Consider the following 17747-nt stretch of genomic DNA (forward strand, 5'->3'; position numbering starts at 1 on the left):
TCCCCGTGCGCAAGCTTGTGGTCGTCCTCCTGCCCGTGCTGCTGATCGGTGTGCTGGCCGGCACCGGCATCTGGCTCTCCCGCTCCGAGCCCGACGCCTCCACCGCACCGGTGGGGACCCTCGTCGCGCCACCGGTCGACGGCGTGCTGGTCGGGCGGAGCACGGACGTGCGGGTCCCGTGGGGTCGCCTGCAGGTGACGCTGACCGAGCCGGTCGACAGCGTGGAGGACGGGGAGCGCACGGTGGAGGGACGGTTCCTCGGGATCCAGGTCGAGCTGCGCGACACCGAGGACGTCGTGCCGGTGGACCGGCTGCCCGACGCCTCGCTGGTGGACCCGGAGTTCACCCTGTTGGCCGACGACGAGAGCTGGGAGCTGCCCGCCCTCGCCGGCTGGGCTGACGGGTCGCAGGTCGATCCGGGTGCCCGCCGCCAGTACGTCGCCGTCCCGGAGGACGCCGAGGAGGTCACCCTCGAGATGACCTACGACGGCGTCACGCAGACCGTCGACGCCGCCACCGCGGACGTCACCACGGGGGACGCGGCGCCGCTCTACGACGCGCCCTTCCCGGCCCCCGGGGCGCCGTGCGGCGACCAGCTGTGGAGCACGGGCGCCTCCGCCGTGGAGGGTGCGACGTCGGGCTGCTTCGTGCGGTCCTCCGTGACGCGCTCCTACGTCGCCGGCCTGGGCTGGGCGCCGGACGGCTCGCGGTGGCTGGTGGTGACCGTCGTGCCCGGTGCGCCGACGGCCTTCGAGGGGCGGCGCGGGACCTACGAGGCCACGGCGCCCGGGAGGACCTGGACGACGTATGCGCTCGGCTTCGCGGAACCCACCAGGGTGTTCGCGGCCAACGACCTCCTCCCGGACGGCGCCCAGCCCGACCCGCTCGACCCGCAGGTCGTGGTCTTCGAGGTGCCCGAGGACCGGGAGACCGGCCAGCTGGACATCCGCACCCGCCTCGAGGGGAGGCTCCAGGGAGGGGCGAAGGGCCGACCCGGCGCCCGCACGGCGCGCGCCCTGGTGGTGCAGGGCGCATTCGTCTGACGGACCGGCTAGCACTCGATTGGGGGGAGTGCTAGCGTCTGACTTGGCACTCTCGCCCTGAGGGTGCCAGTGCTTGCGACGACGTACGACCCCCGCGACGGCGTGCGGCAGAGCAAGCCCCAACGTGCGAGAGCAATCGCTCTCGAGTCCGTCTCGACAAACGTGGAAAGTGGAGGTTGATCCGAAGTGTCGGTCAACATCAAGCCCCTCGAGGACCGCATCGTCGTCCAGCCGCTCGACGCCGAGCAGACCACCGCCTCCGGCCTGGTCATCCCGGACACCGCCAAGGAGAAGCCCCAGGAGGGCGAGGTCCTGGCCATCGGCCCCGGCCGCATCGACGACAACGGCAACCGCGTCCCCCTCGACGTCGCGGTCGGCGACAAGGTCATCTACAGCAAGTACGGCGGCACCGAGGTCAAGTACGCCGGCGCCGAGTACCTCATCCTCTCCGCCCGCGACGTCCTCGCCGTCGTTTCCTGATCTCTCGCTCGGACGTCATACGTGAGTCGACCCTCGGGTCGCTCGACGTATGACGTCCGGGCGGTTTTCGTTCCACCACCTTCCTAGGAGCACCTGAATGCCCAAGATCCTGGAGTTCGACGAGAACGCCCGCCGCGCCCTCGAGCGCGGTGTCGACGCCCTCGCCAACGCCGTCAAGGTGACGCTCGGCCCCAAGGGCCGCTACGTCGTGCTGGACAAGAAGTGGGGCGCCCCGACCATCACCAACGACGGTGTGACCGTCGCGCGTGAGATCGAGCTGGACGACCCCTTCGAGAACCTCGGTGCGCAGCTCACCAAGGAGGTCGCGACCAAGACCAACGACGTCGCCGGCGACGGCACCACCACCGCGACCGTGCTCGCCCAGGCGATGGTCCACGAGGGCCTGCGTGCCGTGGCCGCCGGCGCCAACCCGATGGGCCTCAAGCGCGGCATGGACGCCGCGGCCGAGGCCGTCGGCGACGCGCTGCGCGAGGCCGCCCGCGAGGTGGAGTCCAAGGAGGACATGGCGTCGGTCGCGACGATCTCCAGCCGCGACAGCCACATCGGCGACCTGCTCGCCGAGGCCTTCGACAAGGTCGGCAAGGACGGCGTGATCACCGTCGAGGAGTCCAACACCATGGGCACCGAGCTGGAGTTCACCGAGGGCATGCAGTTCGACAAGGGCTACCTGTCGGCCTACTTCGTCACCGACCCCGAGCGCATGGAGGCCGTCCTCGACGACGCCTACATCCTCCTGCACCAGGGCAAGATCTCCTCGATTCAGGAGCTCCTGCCGCTGCTGGAGAAGGTCATCGCCGCCGGCAAGCCGCTCTTCATCCTCGCCGAGGACGTCGAGGGCGAGGCGCTCTCGACGCTGGTCGTCAACAAGATCCGCGGCACGTTCAACGCCGTCGCGGTCAAGAGCCCCGCCTTCGGCGATCGCCGCAAGGCGATGATGCAGGACATCGCGGTGCTCACCGGTGGCCAGGTCGTCGCCCCCGAGGTCGGCCTCAAGCTCGACCAGGTCGGTCTCGAGGTGCTGGGCCAGGCCCGCCGCGTCGTGGTCACCAAGGACGACACCACGATCATCGAGGGTGCCGGCGACGCCGGCGCCGTCGAGGGCCGCGTCAACCAGATCAAGGCCGAGATCGAGAACAGCGACTCCGACTGGGACCGCGAGAAGCTCCAGGAGCGCCTGGCCAAGCTGGCCGGGGGCGTGTGCGTGATCAAGGTCGGCGCCGCCACCGAGGTCGAGCTCAAGGAGAAGAAGCACCGCATCGAGGACGCCGTGTCCGCGACCCGCGCCGCGATCGAGGAGGGCATCGTCCCCGGTGGTGGCTCCGCGCTGATCCACGCCGTCACGGTCCTCTCCGACGACCTCGGCCTCACCGGTGACGAGGCCGTGGGCGTGCGCATCGTGCGCAAGTCCGCCGACGAGCCGCTGCGCTGGATCGCCGAGAACGGCGGCGACAACGGCTACGTCGTGACCACCAAGGTCCGCGAGCTGGGCGTCGGCAACGGCTTCAACGCCGCCACCGGCGAGTACGGCGACCTGGTCGCCCAGGGCGTCCTGGACCCGGTCAAGGTCACCCGCTCCGCGCTGGTCAACGCCACCTCGATCGCGGGCATGCTGCTCACGACCGAGACGCTGGTCGTCGACAAGCCCGAGGAGGAGGAGCCCGCCGCGGCCGGTCACGGCCACGGCCACGGCCACTGAGCCCTCGCCCTCCGGGGCACCGCAGCACCGCGAAGGCCGCCGTCTCCCCTCGGGAGGCGGCGGCCTTCGGCCTGTCGCGGGCGGGTGCGCCGCCCGCGTCAGTCGCGCAGGGAGGCGAGCCCGCCGCGCCAGGGCTCGCCGCAGCGGCTCTCGATCACCGGGTCCTCGAGCGTCCTGAGGTGGTAGACGCGGTACTCCCCACACAGGGTCGCGACGTACTCGTAGCGCTCGAGGAGCTCCTCGCCGATCCGCTCGGTCCCGCTCTCGCTCCAGGTGTCCAGGACGGTGAACTCCACGAACCACGTCGGGGCCCGCGGCCCGGTCAGGAGCTCCCGCAGGTCGGTCAGCCCCGGGTCCAGCGTGCGCATCGGCAGTGACCAGAGGTGCTCATACGGCGACCGCAGCCCGCTCGCCCACTGGATGTCGGGCCGACCGCCGTACACGACGAGGGTGTCGCCCGGGCGCGCGGCGCGGCCGATGGCCTCGCCCGTGTAGTACCCGACCGGACGGTGGTCCTCGCCGGTGATGTGCCACCAGACGTACAGCGAGACCGTGCTGGTGACCACGCTGAGCACGACCAGTGCCCGCGTCACCGACGCCACCGCGCGACGCCAGGAGACCTGGGAGGAGGGTCGCTCGACCGTGAGGAGCAGGCACGTCGCCAGCGCCACCGAGGGCACGAGGGCGACCAGGTAGGTCTTCCACCAGCTGCCGCTCTGCACGAGGGCCAGCAGGTCGACCAGCAGCATGGCGGCGACCGCGCTGGTGGCGACCGGCATCCGGCGCAGCAGCGGCGGCAGGTGCAGCACGAACCACGCGACCAGGAACGTGACCCCGCCCTCGGTCGCCAGCAGCCACATCTCGAACGCCCGGCGCTCCAGGGCCTCGCTCGGCTGGGCGGCCAGCACCGCGGCCGCGTCGGACCGGAAGCCCACGACGGTGTACCAGAGGGTGCCGAGGTCGACCCCGGCGACGACGGCCCAGACGACGGTCGCCACCACGGGCACCGCGGCGCCCGCCGCGGCGCCGGCGGCCAGGCGCAGGTGGGTGGTGCGCTGCTGTCCGCGGTCGGCGAGCGCGGCCGCGCCCAGCAGCACGGCGCCGAAGACCAGGCCGCCGACCAGGCTCTGCTTGAGCCCCACGGCGAGCATCGCGACGAGCCCGGCGGCCAGGGCGAGGCGGACCGAGGTGCGCTCGAGGGCCGCCAGGGCCAGCCAGCAGGACCCCATCACGAGCGGGATGCCGAGGTGCTCGCCCTTCGCGGTCACCGCGTCGAAGCCCGTGTTGCTGACCAGCGCCGCCGTCGCGACGGCGGTCCACGCGGCCACCCGGTCGGTCCGGTCGGGGGAGAGCCCCGCGGCGTACGACGCGAGACGCCGTGCGGTCGCCGCCGACAGCAGGACGAGGGTGAAGATGCCCACGGTGGCCAGCACCCGCAGGGCGTAGGGGCCGCCGAGCCAGTCGGTCAGCCGGACCAGCGCGATGACCTCCGGGGGACGGTCGACGAAGTAGGTGCCGTACACGCTGTCCGGCGCCGGTCGCCAGGTCCGGGCCACCAGCAGGAAGCCCGCCTCGTCGGGGCGCAGCGGCCACATCGCCGACGGGTAGCGCGCGACCACGGCCGCGACCGCAGCCACCCAGACGGTCAGGCGCGCGGGCGACACGGGTCCGGTGAACACAGTGCGGCCATTGTGCGGGAGCGGGTGCGTCGCAGGGACCCCCGAGCGGACGCCGCACGCCGGCGACGCAGGGTTTTCGTCACCGAAACACGCTTGCCCCCGACCCGCAACACGGGCGCCGCACGATGGTCGCGGCAACGACGACACGAGGGGGAGGCGCCAGATGCTGTGGAGAGTGCGGACGACGCTGCCGGACCGGCCCGGCGCGCTCGCGACGCTGGCGAGCGAGTGCGGCGCCGCGGGCGTCAACATCCTGGGCCTGCAGGTGTTCCCGGGGATCGAGTCGGTGACCGACGAGCTGGTGCTCGAGGTGCCCGAGGGCTGGACCGTCGACGACATCGCGGGCCTGGTCGAGCGCTCCGGGGCCCAGGCCGTGGTGTCGCACCCGTGCACCGAGGCCGCGCTGGTCGACCAGCCGGCGCGCTACGTCGCGGCGGCGCGGGCCGTGCTGGGTCAGCCGGCGCGCTTCCCCGAGGTGGTGGCGCAGCTCTTCGACGCCGAGGCCGAGCTGCTGGCGTCCGGTGACCCGCACGACTCGATGGAGATGACCGTCGGCGACGTGTCGGTGCTGGTGCACCGGCGCGCGCCGTTCACCGCCAGCGAGCACGCCCGGGGGACGGCGCTGGCCGACCTGGTCAGCGACGTGCTGGCCTGCAGCCGGTCGGGGATGTCCGTGCCGGAGCCAGGACGGCGCCTCGGCGCCGGGGCCACGCCCCAGTTCGTCGCGTCGAGCCATGGGGTCTCGGCGATGGTGGACGGTACGACGGTGGGTCGCGCGGTGCTGGCCGAGATGGTGTCGCCCGGGTGCCGCCACCTGCACCTGGAGGTGGACCCGGCGTGGCGGCGCCGCGGCATCGGCTCGCGCCTGCTCCTGGAGGCCGCCCGGGCCGCGGCCGGGCTCGGCGACGACGAGCTGGTGCTCGTCACCGACGCCGACAACCAGGCCGTGCTGCCGATGGTGCTCGGCTCGGGCCTGCGGGGGCGGATCAGGATGTCCGGGGACAGGCTCACGGTGCGCGTCCCGCTGCGAGACCTGGAGGGGGCGCGTCGCTGACGGCCCGTAGGATGGGTGGGGTGGAGATCCCGGAGAAGTTCGCGGCCCTCGGCCTCACCTACGACGACGTGCTCCTGCTGCCGGGCGAGTCGGACCTGGCGCCCGACGACATCGACACCACGAGCCGCCTGACCCGGGAGATCTCGCTCCGGGTCCCGCTGGTCAGTGCGGCGATGGACACCGTGACCGAGTCGCGGATGGCCATCGCGATGGCCCGCGAGGGCGGCCTCGGCGTCCTCCACCGCAACCTCTCGATCGCCGACCAGGCCTACCAGGTCGACCTCGTCAAGCGGACCCAGACCGGCATCATCTCCAACCCGGTCACCATCGGTCCCGAGGCGACGCTGGAGGAGCTCGACCGGATCTGCGGCGAGTACCGCGTCTCGGGCCTCCCCGTGGTCGACCTGGACAACCGGCTCCTCGGCATCATCACCAACCGCGACCTGCGCTTCACCCCGGTCGCGGAGTGGGCGACCACCAAGGTCGACGAGGTGATGACCGCGGAGGGGCTCATCACCGGCGCGGTCGGCATCTCCCGCGACGAGGCGACCGCGCTGCTGCGCGCGCACAAGCGCGAGCGCCTGCCGCTCGTGGACGCCGACGGTCGTCTCGGCGGTCTCATCACCGTCAAGGACTTCGTCAAGGGCGAGCAGTTCCCGCACGCGTCGTACGACGCCGACGGGCGCCTGCTCGTGGGTGCCGCGATCGGCTACTTCGGCGACGCGTGGGAGCGGGCGACGACGCTGGTCGAGGCCGGCGTCGACGTCCTCGTCGCGGACACCGCGCACGGCCACGTCCACCTGCTGCTCGACATGGTCCGCCGCCTCAAGACCGACCCCGCCACCCGGCACGTCCAGGTGATCGGCGGCAACGTCGCGACCCGCGAGGGCGCCCAGGCATTCGTCGACGCCGGCGCCGACGCGGTCAAGGTCGGCGTGGGCCCCGGGTCCATCTGCACCACCCGCGTCGTCACCGGCGTGGGCGTCCCGCAGGTCACCGCCGTCTACGAGGCCTCCCTGGCCTGCAAGCCGGCGGGTGTCCCGGTGATCGCCGACGGCGGCATGAAGCACTCGGGCGAGATCGCCAAGGCCCTCGTCGCCGGCGCCGACGCGGTGATGCTCGGCTCGCTGCTCGCCGGCTGCGAGGAGTCGCCCGGCGAGCTGGTCTTCGTCAACGGCAAGCAGTTCAAGTCCTACCGCGGGATGGGCTCGCTCGGCGCGATGTCCAGCCGGGGGAAGAAGTCCTACTCCAAGGACCGCTACTTCCAGGCCGAGGTCGCCAGCGACGACAAGATCGTCCCGGAGGGCATCGAGGGCCAAGTCGCCTACCGGGGGCCGCTGGGCGCGGTCGCCCACCAGCTCATCGGCGGCCTCAACCAGTCGATGTTCTACGTCGGCGCCCGCACCGTGCCCGAGCTGCAGGACAAGGGCCGGTTCGTGAGGATCACCTCGGCCTCGCTCAAGGAGAGCCACCCGCACGGCGTGCAGATGACGGTCGAGGCGCCCAACTACACCGGCGCCTGACCGGTCCGCCGGCGCTCAGCCCCGGTCGAGGTAGGCCACGGCCCGGTTGAAGAACGCGGCCGCGAGCGCCGGGTCGGCCGGCACGCCGGGCGGCTCGGCGGCCAGCTCGGCGACGAGGCGGGATCCGTCGGGGGTCCCCGCGGCGGCGCCGGCGCACACCCGGGCCGCGTCCCGGACCAGCCCGGGGTCCATGCTCCACGTCGTCTCGAAGACCCGGTGCGGCTGGGGGGTCCCGACCTGTCCGGGGACCTCCCACGCCGTCAGCACGATCGGCGCCTCGGTGGAGTCGCAGACCACGGCCCACTCGCGCAGGAGGGGGGACCGCGCCTCCAGCCTCACCAGGTGGATGCCGTCCCCGCCGTCCGACGGGACGTCCTCGGGGAAGTCGGCGAAGACGTAGGTCGAGCGCGCGAGCAGGGCGAGCTCGCGCCAGCGCGCCCGGGACGGGGCGAAGTGCTCGGGGCGCTGGAAGAGGCCGAAGAGGCGGGCGTCACGCGCCCGCGCGCAGAACTCGTCCTCGATGGCGTGCGACAGCGCGACCAGGGTGCGCTTGCGCAACCGGTGGACCGGCAGCGAGGGGTCGCGGCGGAGCAGCTCGGCGTGGACCGAGCGGGGGCGGGGACCGCCGGCCACCTGGGCCTGGTGCTCGGCCTCGCGGCGAGCGGCGGTGATCGCGGCCTCGAGCCGCATCCCGGAGTCGCGCAGGCGGGCCACCTCGGCGACCACGGCGGCGTCCGCCTCGGCGTACCGGCGGTGGCCCGACCCGAGGCGGGACGGCACGGGGAAGCCGTGGCGCTCCTCCCAGATGCGCAGGGTGGAGGGAGCGACGCCGGTGCGCGCCGCGAGCTCGCCGATGGAGAGGGAGGCCGTCATCTCGTCCTTGTTCGTGCGGTCCTGTTCGTGCGGTCCTGTTCGTGCGACGGGCCGTGCCCGGGGGAGGGACCCGGGCACGGCCGTCTGGTCAGGTGGGGCTCAGAGGTCGATCGGGCGCAGGACCCGGTCGATGCCGTGGGCGACCTGGCGGTTGCCCTTGTTGAGGTCGAGGAACTTCGGGATGGCCCGGGCGTCACGGGCGTCCTTGTCCTTGTCGACGAGGACGACCTTGCCCTTCTTGAGCTTGACCTTGACCGTCCCGCCGGAGGCCATGGTGAGCTTGGTGCCCTTCTTGGCGGCCGGGACCACCTTCTTGGAGGTGAGCGTCTTGCCGGCGACGACGTGGTAGAGCAGCACGGTCTCGATCGTGTCGACGTCGTACGTCGCGAGGATGGCGTCCACGGTCGCCTTCTCGCTCTTGGGGGCCGTGCCGGTGAGGTCCTCGACCAGCGTGCGGAAGGCCTTGTCCGTGGGCACGAAGGCGGTGAGCCGCCTCTTGCCGTCGGTGAGGGCGAGCAGCGGGGTGTCGGACTTGGCGCCGGCGACGGTCAGGACGGCGGCCTCGACGATGTCGAAGTCGTTCCAGTTCTTGTCCAGCTTCTGGCCGTCCGCAGCGAGCAGCGCGGCCAGGCTATCGGTGCCTGCCTGCTGGGCCTGGGCGGGGGCGAGGGGGGCCGTCGCGAGGGCGGTGGCAACGAGAGCTCCGGCCAGGGGGCCGGCGAGGTGGCGCTTGAGCATCGGAGGAACCTTTCGTCGGGTGGAGACTCCGACCATATCTCCACAACCTGTGGAAGTCCATGTGGAAAAGCGTGGAGATTTCTTGACCATGCGTGTGGAGGTCAGACCCGCAGGCCGGGCAGGTCCTTGCGCAGGTGCACGTCGGCCTCGCCGGCCCGCGGCACGTCCTGCCACCGGGCGAACTCGACGTACCCGTGGCGCTCGTAGAACGCCGGTGCCTGGAAGGTGAACGAGGTGACGAAGACGTGGGTGCACCCGCGGCGCAGCGCCTCGGCCTCGAAGTCGGTCAGCAGCCGCGCGCCGAGGCGCGTCCCGCGGCCGTCGGCGCGCACCCAGGTCATCGCGATCCCGGCCGCGACTCCCCAGGTCCACCCGCTGATCCCGGCGACGAGGTCGCCGGCCTCGTCGGTGATCCGGACGGTGAGCTCCTCGGCGGCCGCGATGCCGGGGGTCGCGGCGGCGTTGACGACGTCGAGCTCGCGGGAGAGGCGCTCGTCGAGCTCGCCGTCGGCGCCGCCGACGGCGCTCGTGTGCTCGCTCCCGGGCTTGTCGTCGGGCCGGCTGCTGGGGTCGCTGGGCATGGCGGCGATCGTGCCACGAGGCGGGGGAGGCGGGGGCGGCGCGGCCGATAGGCTGCGGGCGTGACTGAGATCGAGATCGGCCGAGCCAAGCGCGCCCGCCGCGCCTACTCCTTCGACGACATCGCGATCGTGCCCTCTCGGCGCACGCGCGACCCCGAGGAGATCAGCACCGCCTGGCAGATCGACGCCTACCGCTTCGACCTGCCCGTCATGGCGGCCCCGATGGACTCGGTGATGTCGCCCGCGACGGCGATCGCGTTCGGTCGGCTGGGCGGCCTCGGCGTGCTCAACCTCGAGGGACTGTGGACGAGGTACGACGACCCCTCCGACCTGCTCGAGGAGGTCGCCGGCCTGCAGGGCAGCGACGCCACCCGGCGCATGCAGGAGATCTACACCGAGCCGATCAAGGCCGAGCTGGTCACCGCGCGCCTGCAGGAGGTCCGCGAGGCGGGCGTCACCGTCGCCGGCTCCCTCTCCCCGCAGCGCACCAAGGAGCTCGCCAAGGCCGTGGTCGACGCCGGCGTCGACATGTTCGTCATCCGCGGCACCACGGTGAGCGCCGAGCACGTCTCCTCGCAGAGCGAGCCGCTCAACCTCAAGGAGTTCATCTACGAGCTCGACGTGCCGGTCATCGTCGGCGGCTGCGCCACCCACCAGGCGGCCCTGCACCTCATGCGCACCGGCGCGGCCGGCGTGCTCGTGGGCTTCGGCGGCGGTGCCGCCCACACCACGCGCACCGTGCTCGGCATCGCGGTCCCGATGGCCTCGGCCGTGGCCGACGTCGCGGCCGCGCGCCGCGACTACCTCGACGAGTCCGGTGGCCGCTACGTCCACGTGATCGCCGACGGCTCCATCGGCCGGTCCGGCGACGTCGCGAAGGCCATCGCCTGCGGGGCCGACGCGGTCATGGTCGGGTCCCCGCTGGCCAGGGCCACCGACGCCCCCGGACGCGGCTTCCACTGGGGCGGCGAGGCGCACCACCCCGACCTGCCGCGCGGCCAGCGCGTGGAGTTCGGCCCGGTCGGCTCGATGGAGGAGATCCTCTTCGGTCCCTCCCGGGTCGCCGACGGCACGATGAACCTGATCGGGGCGCTGCGTCGCTCGATGGCCACCACGGGCTACACCGACCTCAAGGAGTTCCAGCGCGTCGAGGTCGTCGTCGACGGCTGATCCCTCCGAGGGCTCAGGCGGTCACCGCGGCGTTGAGGCGGTCCACCACCGCGCGGGCGTCGCCCACCGTCAGGTACAGGCGGGCGAAGGGCGCGCCCTCGCCGAGCTCGACGACGATCGTCTGGCCGCCGGCGCGCACGTTCCAGTAGCACTTGTCGCCGTCCTTGTGGAACGTGCCGACCCACTTGACGCCGGGCAGCGCCAGACCGGGAGCGCGCAGGCCCTTGCCCGCGTGGACCGCCCCCGGGTCGTAGGTCGCGCCGCGGACCTGGTGCAGCGGCACCTCGATCCGCCGGTGCAGGCCCCACAGCTTGTCGAGGCCCACGGGCTCGACGACCAGGGTGTCGTGGTCGATGGTGAGGGTGTTGCGCATCAGTCCTCCTGGGGGGAGATCAGGGCGCGGGCCAGCAGCCGGGCGCCGAGGTGGTCGGGGGTGATCGCCTCGCGTGCGAGGTGGTCGCGGAGCAGGCCACGGACCTCGTCGTCGCGCGGGGCGAGCTCGAGCAGGGACACCAGGACCAGGTCGGTGGTCGTCTCGTCGCCGGGCCGGGTGTCGAGCGCGCCGCGCAGGCACGCGACGTACAGGCCGCGCTTGCTGCCGAAGGCCTGGTAGAGGCTTCCGCGGTGCAGGCCGGTGGCCTCCACCAGCTCCTCCACCGAGGTCCCTTCGTAGCCGGCGCGCAGGAAGGCGGCCGACGCACGCGAGATCACGTCGGCCTCGTCGAAGCTGCGGTTGCGTCCCATGGGTCCATTCTAGAGATTGATGACTGGTCGTTCAAGAACATTCGGTCAAGAAAATTTCGAGCCATGCCTGCGGCTTGACAAACCGATGGCACATGTCAAATGCCGGGACGATGTGACCAACGGGTAGCAAGACCCGGAACCGCGACCTACCCTCGGCCCATGAGCGAGCACACCCCTGCCTCCGACCCGCTGGTGGACGGCCCGCACGACCCCGAGCACGACCCGCGGGCGTCGTACGCCCTCGAGCCGGAGTACGTCGCGGGCCTGACCCGACGCCTGGTCAGCACGACCGGTCGGACGGTGCCGCACACGTCGCCCCTCGGTGGCCAGCCGCTGGCCCACGTGCCGCAGTCGAGCCCGGCCGACGTGGCGGAGGCGTTCGAGCGGGCCCGGCGCGCGCAGGCCGTGTGGGCGCGGACCCCGGTCGAGGAGCGCGCAGCGACGATGCTGCGCCTGCACGACCTCGTGCTGGACCGCCAGGCCGAGATCATGGACCTCGTCGTCCTGGAGTCGGGCAAGGCCCGCAAGGACGCCTACCTCGAGGTCGCGCACATCGCCCTCACCGCGCGCTACTACGGCCGGACCGGGCCGGACCACCTGGCGACGCGTCGGGTGCCGGGCATCTTCCCGGGCCTCACCCGGGTCGAGGTCAACCGGCTGCCCAAGGGCGTCGTCGGCATCATCTCGCCGTGGAACTACCCCTTCACGATGGCGCTCTGCGACGGCCTGCCGGCCCTGGTGGCGGGCAACGCGGTCGTCTCCAAGCCCGACCAGCAGACCGTCCTCACGGCCCTGCTCGCGGCCGGGCTGCTCGACGAGGCCGGCTTCCCCGCCGACCTGTGGCAGGTGGTCACCGGAGGCGGCCCCGAGATCGGGGGGCCGGTCGTCGAGCACGCCGACTACATCTGCTTCACCGGCTCCACCACCACCGGCCGCACGATCGCGCGGCAGTGCGCCGACCGGCTCATCGGCTGCTCGCTGGAGCTCGGCGGCAAGAACCCGATGCTGGTGCTGCACGACGCGGCGGTCGAGCGGGCGACCGAGGGCGCGGTGCGGGGCGCCTTCCCCAACTCCGGTCAGCTCTGCGTGTCCATGGAGCGGCTGTACGTCGCCGACCAGGTCTACGACCGCTTCGTCGAGCGGTTCGTGGCCCGCACCCAGGCGCTGACCCTGGGCGCCTCCCTGGACTGGGAGGTCGACATGGGGACGCTCATCAACCAGCGTCAGCTCGAGACCGTCCAGGCGCACGTCGACGACGCCGTGGCGAAGGGTGCCCGGGTGCTCGCCGGGGGACGGGCCCGCCCGGACCTCGCGCCGTACTACTTCGAGCCCACCATCCTGGAGGGTGTCTCGCCCGACATGGAGTGCTTCGGCCAGGAGACCTTCGGGCCGGTCATCTCGCTCTACCGGTTCCACGACGAGGCGGACGCGGTCGCCCGCGCCAACGAGGGCAGCTACGGCCTCAACGCCTCGATCTACAGCCGCGACGGCGCCCGCGCCCGCGAGCTCGCCCGCGGGATCCGGTGCGGCACGGTCAACATCAACGAGCCGTACGGCGCGGCGTTCGGCTCGATGGCGGCCCCGATGGGCGGCATGCGGGAGTCGGGGCTCGGACGTCGCCAGGGGGCCGAGGGCATCCTGCGCTACACCGAGACCCAGTCGGTGGGCACCCAGCGCGGCCTCTCGCTCGGGCCGGCGTACGGCCTCTCCGAGGAGCGGCATGCCGCGGTGATGACCGCCAGCCTGCGGCTCCTCAAGAAGCTCGGACGTGCCTGATGACCCACTACGACGTCCTGGTCATCGGCTCCGGTTTCGGCGGCTCGGTCACGGCGCTGCGGCTGACCGAGAAGGGGTACTCCGTCGGCGTGCTCGAGGCGGGCGCCCGCTTCGAGGACGCCGACCTGCCCGAGCACGGCGGCCAGATCAGCAGGTTTCTCTTCCGGCCCGAGCTCGGCATGTACGGCGTCCAGCGCATCGACCTGCTCAACGACTGCTTCATCCTGGCCGGCGCCGGCGTGGGCGGAGGCTCGCTGGTCTACGCCAACACCCTCTACGAGCCCCTCGAGCCCTTCTACCGCGACCCGCAGTGGGCGCACATCACCGACTGGAAGGCCGAGCTGGCGCCCTACTACGACCAGGCCAAGCGCATGCTCGGCGTGACGGAGTACGCCCGGACCACGCCGGCAGACAGGGCCATGAAGCAGGTCGCCGAGGAGATGGGCGTCGGCGACACCTTCCACCCGACACCGGTGGGCGTCTTCTTCGGCGGCCTGGAGAGCACGCCGGGGGAGAGGGTCGCCGACCCGTTCTTCGGCGGCGCAGGTCCGGAGCGGAACACGTGCATCGACTGCGGATCGTGCATGACCGGTTGCCGCCACAACGCCAAGAACACGCTGGTGAAGAACTACCTCCACCTGGCGGAGAGCGCGGGTGCCGTGGTCCATCCGCTCACCACCGTCACCGACGTCCGGCCCCTGCCCGACGGTGGCTACGAGGTCACGGCACGCTGGACCAAGGCGAAGGCCTCGCGCCGCACCGCCGTGAAGACCTTCACCGCGGACCAGGTGGTGTTCTCGGCCGCGGCGATCGGCACGCAGCGCCTGCTCCACCGGCTCAAGGCGGAGGGGTCCCTGCCGGGGGTCTCGGACCGGCTGGGCGTGCTGACCCGGACCAACTCCGAGGCGATCCTGTTCGCCACGGCCCCCGACGACTCCGTCGCCTGGTCCGAGGGTGTGGCCATCACCTCCTCCTTCCACCCCGACGACCACACGCACATCGAGCCCGTCAGGTACGGCCCCGGTCGCAACGTCATGCCGTTGCTGGCCACCGTCCTGGTCGACGAGGTCGAGGGCGAGCCTCGCTGGAGGACCTGGGGCAAGGAGCTGTGGAAGCAGCGACGCGGCCTCAAGGAGCTGTACTCCCTGAACACCTGGTCGCGGAGGACCGTGGTCGCCCTGGTCATGCAGACCTTGGACAACTCGATCACGACCGTGTGGCGTCGGCGTGGCCCGATCGGCTACATGTCGTCGGTGCAGGGTCACGGCGCCCCCAACCCGACCTACATCCCTGCTGCCTACGAGGCAGTGCGCCGGCTGGCCCGGGTCATGAAGGCCAGGAGCGCCTACGGAAGCGTCGGCGAGCCGCTCGGCATGCCGCTGACGGCGCACTTCATCGGCGGCTGCACGATCGGTGACTCCCCGCAGACCGGCGTCGTCGACGCCTACCAGCGGATGTACGGGCACGAGGGGCTGCACGTGGTCGACGGCTCCGCGATCTCCGCCAACCTGGGGGTCAACCCGTCGCTGACCATCACCGCGCAGGCCGAGCGGGCGATGGCCTTCTGGCCCAACAAGGGCGAGGCCGACGAGCGGCCCGCGCTGGGCTCGGCGTACGTCCGCATCCAGCCCGTCGCCCCCAAGAACCCGGTCGTCCCCGAGGCCGCCCCGGGGGCCCTGCGGCTGCCGATCGTGGGCGTCAGCTGACCTCGGTCGGGCCCTCCGGACAGGCGCCCGGAAGTTTCCGACGGATTCCCGTCACGGGGCGTAACCCCCTCGGGCAGGCCTCGTTGGCAGGGGGACGGACTCGGCAGTCATGCTCCCTCCCAGTGGCCGGGTCCGTGCCGTCCGGACGCTGTCCCGCACAGCGTGGACCGTCAGGGCCCGGCCAACCTCCCTCCCAGGCCGGGCCCTGATCCACGTCCGGAGCGGGCCGCGGCGCGAGGCGGGCAACTCGGTACCCTTCGGGGGTGACCGCCACCCCTGACCACGACCTCGTCCTCGTCGTCGACTTCGGCGCCCAGTACGCCCAGCTCATCGCCCGACGCGTGCGTGAGGCGCGGGTCTACTCCGAGATCGTCCCCCACTCGATGCCCGTGGCGGAGATGCTGGCGCGCGAGCCCAAGGCGATCATCCTGAGCGGTGGGCCGTCGTCGGTCTACGCCGAGGGCGCGCCGGGCATCGACGACGGCATCTTCACGGCCGGCGTACCGGTCTTCGGCATGTGCTACGGCTTCCAGCTGATGGCCAAGGGCGTCGGCGGCGAGGTCGCCCACACCGGCGCCCGGGAGTACGGCCGCACGCCGGTCACGGTCGCCGAGGAGGGCACCCTGCTGGCCGGCCTGCCGGTCACCCACAACGTGTGGATGTCGCACGGCGACTCGGTCAAGGCGGCGCCCGACGGGTTCACCGTCCTGGCCTCCACCACGGTCACCCCGGTGGCGGCGTTCGAGGACACGGCGCGCGGCCTCGCGGGCGTCCAGTGGCACCCGGAGGTGCTGCACTCCGAGCACGGCCAGCAGGTCCTCGAGCACTTCCTCCACGAGATCGCCGGCTGCCGCCAGACCTGGACGATGGTCAACATCGTCGAGGAGCAGGTCGAGCGGATCCGCGAGCAGGTCGGCGAGCGGGGCCGCGCGATCTGTGCCCTCTCCGGCGGCGTCGACTCCGCCGTGGCGGCGGCGATCGTGCAGCGGGCGATCGGCGACCGGCTCACCTGCGTCTACGTCGACCACGGGATGATGCGCAAGGGCGAGACCGAGCAGGTGCGCCGCGACTTCGAGGAGGTCTTCGACGCCCTCGACGTCGTGGACGCCGCCGACCAGTTCCTCGGCGCGCTGGCCGGGGTCCACGACCCCGAGGAGAAGCGCAAGATCATCGGCCGTGAGTTCATCCGCACCTTCGAGGCGGCCGAGGTGCGCGTGTTCGGGTCGCTCTCGGAGGAGGAGCGCGGCGACACGGCGTACCTCGTGCAGGGCACGCTCTACCCCGACGTCGTGGAGTCCGGCGGCGGCGCGGGGGCGTCGACCATCAAGTCGCACCACAACGTCGGCGGACTGCCCGAGGACCTCCAGTTCGAGCTGATCGAGCCGCTGCGCACGCTGTTCAAGGACGAGGTCCGCGCCGTGGGCGAGCAGCTCGGCCTGCCGTCCACGATGGTCTGGCGCCAGCCCTTCCCCGGCCCGGGCCTGGGCATCCGGATCATCGGCGAGGTGACCAGGGCCCGGCTCGACCTGCTCCGCGAGGCCGACGCGATCGCGCGCGAGGAGCTCACCCGCGCCGGCCTCGACCGCGACATCTGGCAGATGCCCGTCGTCCTCCTCGCCGAGGTGCGGTCGGTGGGCGTGCAGGGCGACGGCCGCACCTACGGCCACCCCGTGGTGCTGCGCCCGGTCACGTCCGAGGACGCGATGACCGCCGACTGGGCGCGCCTGCCCTACGACGTCATGGAGCGCATCTCCACCCGGATCACCAACGAGGTGGCCGAGATCAACCGGGTCACCATCGACATCACCTCCAAGCCGCCGGGCACCATCGAGTGGGAGTGAGCCCCGGTGGACCGGGCCACAGCACGACGGACCCCCGACGCCGATGGCGTCGGGGGTCCGCTGCGTGAGAGGCCGTCAGGTCAGAGGTCGACCGGACGCAGCACACGGTTGATGCCGTGCGCGATCTGCCGGTTGCCCTCGTTGACGTCCGGGGTCTTCACCGCGGGGTTCCAGTCGTCGTGGTCCTGGTCGACGAGCACGACCTGGGCGCGCTTGCCGTTGCCCTTGACCTTCACCTCGATCGTGCCGCCCTGCGCCGTGGTCAGCTCGGCGCCGTCGGCCTCGACCGCCTGGGCGGCGGTGATGGGCGCCCCGGGGACGACGTGGTAGAGCAGCACGGTCTCGATCGTCTCCGCGCCGACGTTGTCGACCAGCCACGTCGCGACGCGCGCCTCGGACTTGTACGTCTTGCCGCTGAGGTCCTTGACCAGCATGCGGAAGGCCTTGTCCGTGGGGGCGAACGCCGTCAGCTTCTTCTTCCCGTCCGCCAGCACGGCGACGGCGGAGTCTCCGTCCTCGGCCAGGACCGTGGTCACGGCCGCCTCGAGGATGTCGAAGTCCTTCCAGTTCTTGTCCAGCTTGCTGCCGTCTGCGGCGAGCACCTCGGCGATGCTGGTGGTGCCGAGCGCCTTCGCGCGCGGGCTGTCGGCCGCGGCTGGGGCGGCCAGGGCGGTAGCGGACAGGGCCACGACCGCCGCGCTGCTGATGAGGGTCTTCATGGTCTTCATGGGGATTCCTTTCCGGGGTGCCGCTCGCACCGGACGGGCGGACGTGTGCTGGCTGTCACCCCGCGTCCGGAGCCGGACCATGGACCGGATTGGT

At 72.2% G+C, this 17747-nt stretch carries 16 protein-coding genes; 9 read left to right on the forward strand and 7 right to left on the reverse strand.

Features of this window, described 5'->3' with window-relative positions; translation table 11 throughout:
* The first annotated feature begins 5 nt into the window (after positions 1-5).
* From DAI17_RS05910 to groL, 3 genes are all read left to right on the forward strand, one after another.
* A complete protein-coding gene (locus tag DAI17_RS05910; RefSeq protein WP_159081374.1) occupies positions 6-1043 on the forward strand; it encodes a hypothetical protein in 1038 nt (345 codons plus the stop codon).
* A 186-nt stretch (positions 1044-1229) separates the two neighbouring features.
* Positions 1230-1523, forward strand: coding sequence for a co-chaperone GroES (gene groES / locus DAI17_RS05915; protein ID WP_056887203.1), 294 nt, complete (start codon positions 1230-1232; stop codon positions 1521-1523).
* 97 nt (positions 1524-1620) lie between these two features.
* A complete protein-coding gene (gene groL / locus DAI17_RS05920) occupies positions 1621-3240 on the forward strand; it encodes a chaperonin GroEL (protein ID WP_107771984.1) in 1620 nt (539 codons plus the stop codon).
* Between the two features lie 98 nt (positions 3241-3338).
* On the opposite strand, the gene DAI17_RS05925 is transcribed toward groL, so the two are convergent.
* Positions 3339-4919 (reverse strand): hypothetical protein, encoded by a 1581-nt coding sequence (locus DAI17_RS05925; RefSeq protein WP_107771985.1) that lies wholly within the window; start codon positions 4917-4919, stop codon positions 3339-3341.
* 163 nt (positions 4920-5082) lie between these two features.
* Between DAI17_RS05925 and DAI17_RS05930 the strand changes: the two genes are divergently transcribed.
* Positions 5083-5973 (forward strand): GNAT family N-acetyltransferase, encoded by an 891-nt coding sequence (locus DAI17_RS05930; protein ID WP_107771986.1) that lies wholly within the window; start codon positions 5083-5085, stop codon positions 5971-5973.
* A gap of 20 nt (positions 5974-5993) precedes the next feature.
* Entirely contained in the window at positions 5994-7496 is a 1503-nt protein-coding gene (gene guaB, locus DAI17_RS05935; RefSeq protein ID WP_234412268.1) for an IMP dehydrogenase, read from the forward strand.
* A gap of 15 nt (positions 7497-7511) precedes the next feature.
* Here the strand turns inward: guaB and DAI17_RS05940 are convergent, their stop codons facing one another.
* From DAI17_RS05940 to DAI17_RS05950, 3 genes are all read right to left on the reverse strand, one after another.
* Entirely contained in the window at positions 7512-8369 is an 858-nt protein-coding gene (locus DAI17_RS05940) for a DICT sensory domain-containing protein (protein WP_107771988.1), read from the reverse strand.
* 99 nt (positions 8370-8468) lie between these two features.
* A complete protein-coding gene (locus tag DAI17_RS05945) occupies positions 8469-9107 on the reverse strand; it encodes a fasciclin domain-containing protein (RefSeq protein WP_107771989.1) in 639 nt (212 codons plus the stop codon).
* Between the two features lie 101 nt (positions 9108-9208).
* Positions 9209-9688: a GNAT family N-acetyltransferase gene (locus DAI17_RS05950; protein WP_107771990.1), complete on the reverse strand. Its 480-nt coding sequence runs from the start codon at positions 9686-9688 to the stop codon at positions 9209-9211.
* A 60-nt stretch (positions 9689-9748) separates the two neighbouring features.
* On the opposite strand from DAI17_RS05950, the gene DAI17_RS05955 reads away from it, so the two are divergent.
* Positions 9749-10858, forward strand: coding sequence for a GuaB3 family IMP dehydrogenase-related protein (locus DAI17_RS05955; protein WP_107771991.1), 1110 nt, complete (start codon positions 9749-9751; stop codon positions 10856-10858).
* Positions 10859-10871: 13 nt separating this feature from the next.
* On the opposite strand, the gene DAI17_RS05960 is transcribed toward DAI17_RS05955, so the two are convergent.
* Both DAI17_RS05960 and DAI17_RS05965 read right to left on the reverse strand, forming a co-directional pair.
* A complete protein-coding gene (locus tag DAI17_RS05960; RefSeq protein WP_107771992.1) occupies positions 10872-11231 on the reverse strand; it encodes a hypothetical protein in 360 nt (119 codons plus the stop codon).
* Positions 11231-11602, reverse strand: coding sequence for a helix-turn-helix domain-containing protein (locus tag DAI17_RS05965; RefSeq protein ID WP_107771993.1), 372 nt, complete (start codon positions 11600-11602; stop codon positions 11231-11233). The genes DAI17_RS05960 and DAI17_RS05965 overlap by 1 nt, the downstream gene beginning before the upstream one ends.
* A 159-nt stretch (positions 11603-11761) precedes the next feature.
* Between DAI17_RS05965 and DAI17_RS05970 the strand changes: the two genes are divergently transcribed.
* The 3 genes from DAI17_RS05970 to guaA all read left to right on the forward strand — a co-directional run bounded on the left by DAI17_RS05970 (position 11762) and on the right by guaA (position 16925).
* Positions 11762-13378, forward strand: a complete 1617-nt coding sequence (locus tag DAI17_RS05970) for a succinic semialdehyde dehydrogenase (RefSeq protein WP_107771994.1) — start codon at positions 11762-11764, stop codon at positions 13376-13378.
* Complete coding sequence (locus DAI17_RS05975) at positions 13378-15084, forward strand: GMC oxidoreductase (protein WP_107771995.1); 1707 nt, start codon at positions 13378-13380, stop codon at positions 15082-15084. Before DAI17_RS05970 ends, DAI17_RS05975 begins: the two co-directional genes overlap by 1 nt.
* Positions 15085-15347: 263 nt before the next feature.
* A complete protein-coding gene (gene guaA / locus DAI17_RS05980) occupies positions 15348-16925 on the forward strand; it encodes a glutamine-hydrolyzing GMP synthase (RefSeq protein ID WP_107771996.1) in 1578 nt (525 codons plus the stop codon).
* A gap of 80 nt (positions 16926-17005) precedes the next feature.
* Here the strand turns inward: guaA and DAI17_RS05985 are convergent, their stop codons facing one another.
* Positions 17006-17653, reverse strand: coding sequence for a fasciclin domain-containing protein (locus tag DAI17_RS05985; protein WP_107771997.1), 648 nt, complete (start codon positions 17651-17653; stop codon positions 17006-17008).
* Between the last annotated feature and the right edge of the window lie 94 nt (positions 17654-17747).

The sequence above is a fragment of the Nocardioides sediminis genome (assembly GCF_003047295.1).
In the GTDB taxonomy this organism is placed as follows: domain Bacteria; phylum Actinomycetota; class Actinomycetes; order Propionibacteriales; family Nocardioidaceae; genus Nocardioides; species Nocardioides sediminis.

Excerpts from the sequence above, each read along its gene's own strand:
- DAI17_RS05960 (WP_107771992.1), bottom strand. The coding sequence starts at position 11,231 with ATGCGCAACACCCTCACCATCGACCACGACACCCTGGTCGTCGAGCCC.
- DAI17_RS05950 (WP_107771990.1), bottom strand. The coding sequence starts at position 9,688 with ATGCCCAGCGACCCCAGCAGCCGGCCCGACGACAAGCCCGGGAGCGAG.
- DAI17_RS05940 (WP_107771988.1), bottom strand. The coding sequence starts at position 8,369 with ATGACGGCCTCCCTCTCCATCGGCGAGCTCGCGGCGCGCACCGGCGTC.
- DAI17_RS05965 (WP_107771993.1), bottom strand. The coding sequence starts at position 11,602 with ATGGGACGCAACCGCAGCTTCGACGAGGCCGACGTGATCTCGCGTGCG.
- groL (WP_107771984.1), top strand. The coding sequence starts at position 1,621 with ATGCCCAAGATCCTGGAGTTCGACGAGAACGCCCGCCGCGCCCTCGAG.
- DAI17_RS05945 (WP_107771989.1), bottom strand. The coding sequence starts at position 9,107 with ATGCTCAAGCGCCACCTCGCCGGCCCCCTGGCCGGAGCTCTCGTTGCC.
- DAI17_RS05970 (WP_107771994.1), top strand. The coding sequence starts at position 11,762 with ATGAGCGAGCACACCCCTGCCTCCGACCCGCTGGTGGACGGCCCGCAC.
- DAI17_RS05985 (WP_107771997.1), bottom strand. The coding sequence starts at position 17,653 with ATGAAGACCATGAAGACCCTCATCAGCAGCGCGGCGGTCGTGGCCCTG.
- DAI17_RS05975 (WP_107771995.1), top strand. The coding sequence starts at position 13,378 with ATGACCCACTACGACGTCCTGGTCATCGGCTCCGGTTTCGGCGGCTCG.
- DAI17_RS05930 (WP_107771986.1), top strand. The coding sequence starts at position 5,083 with ATGCTGTGGAGAGTGCGGACGACGCTGCCGGACCGGCCCGGCGCGCTC.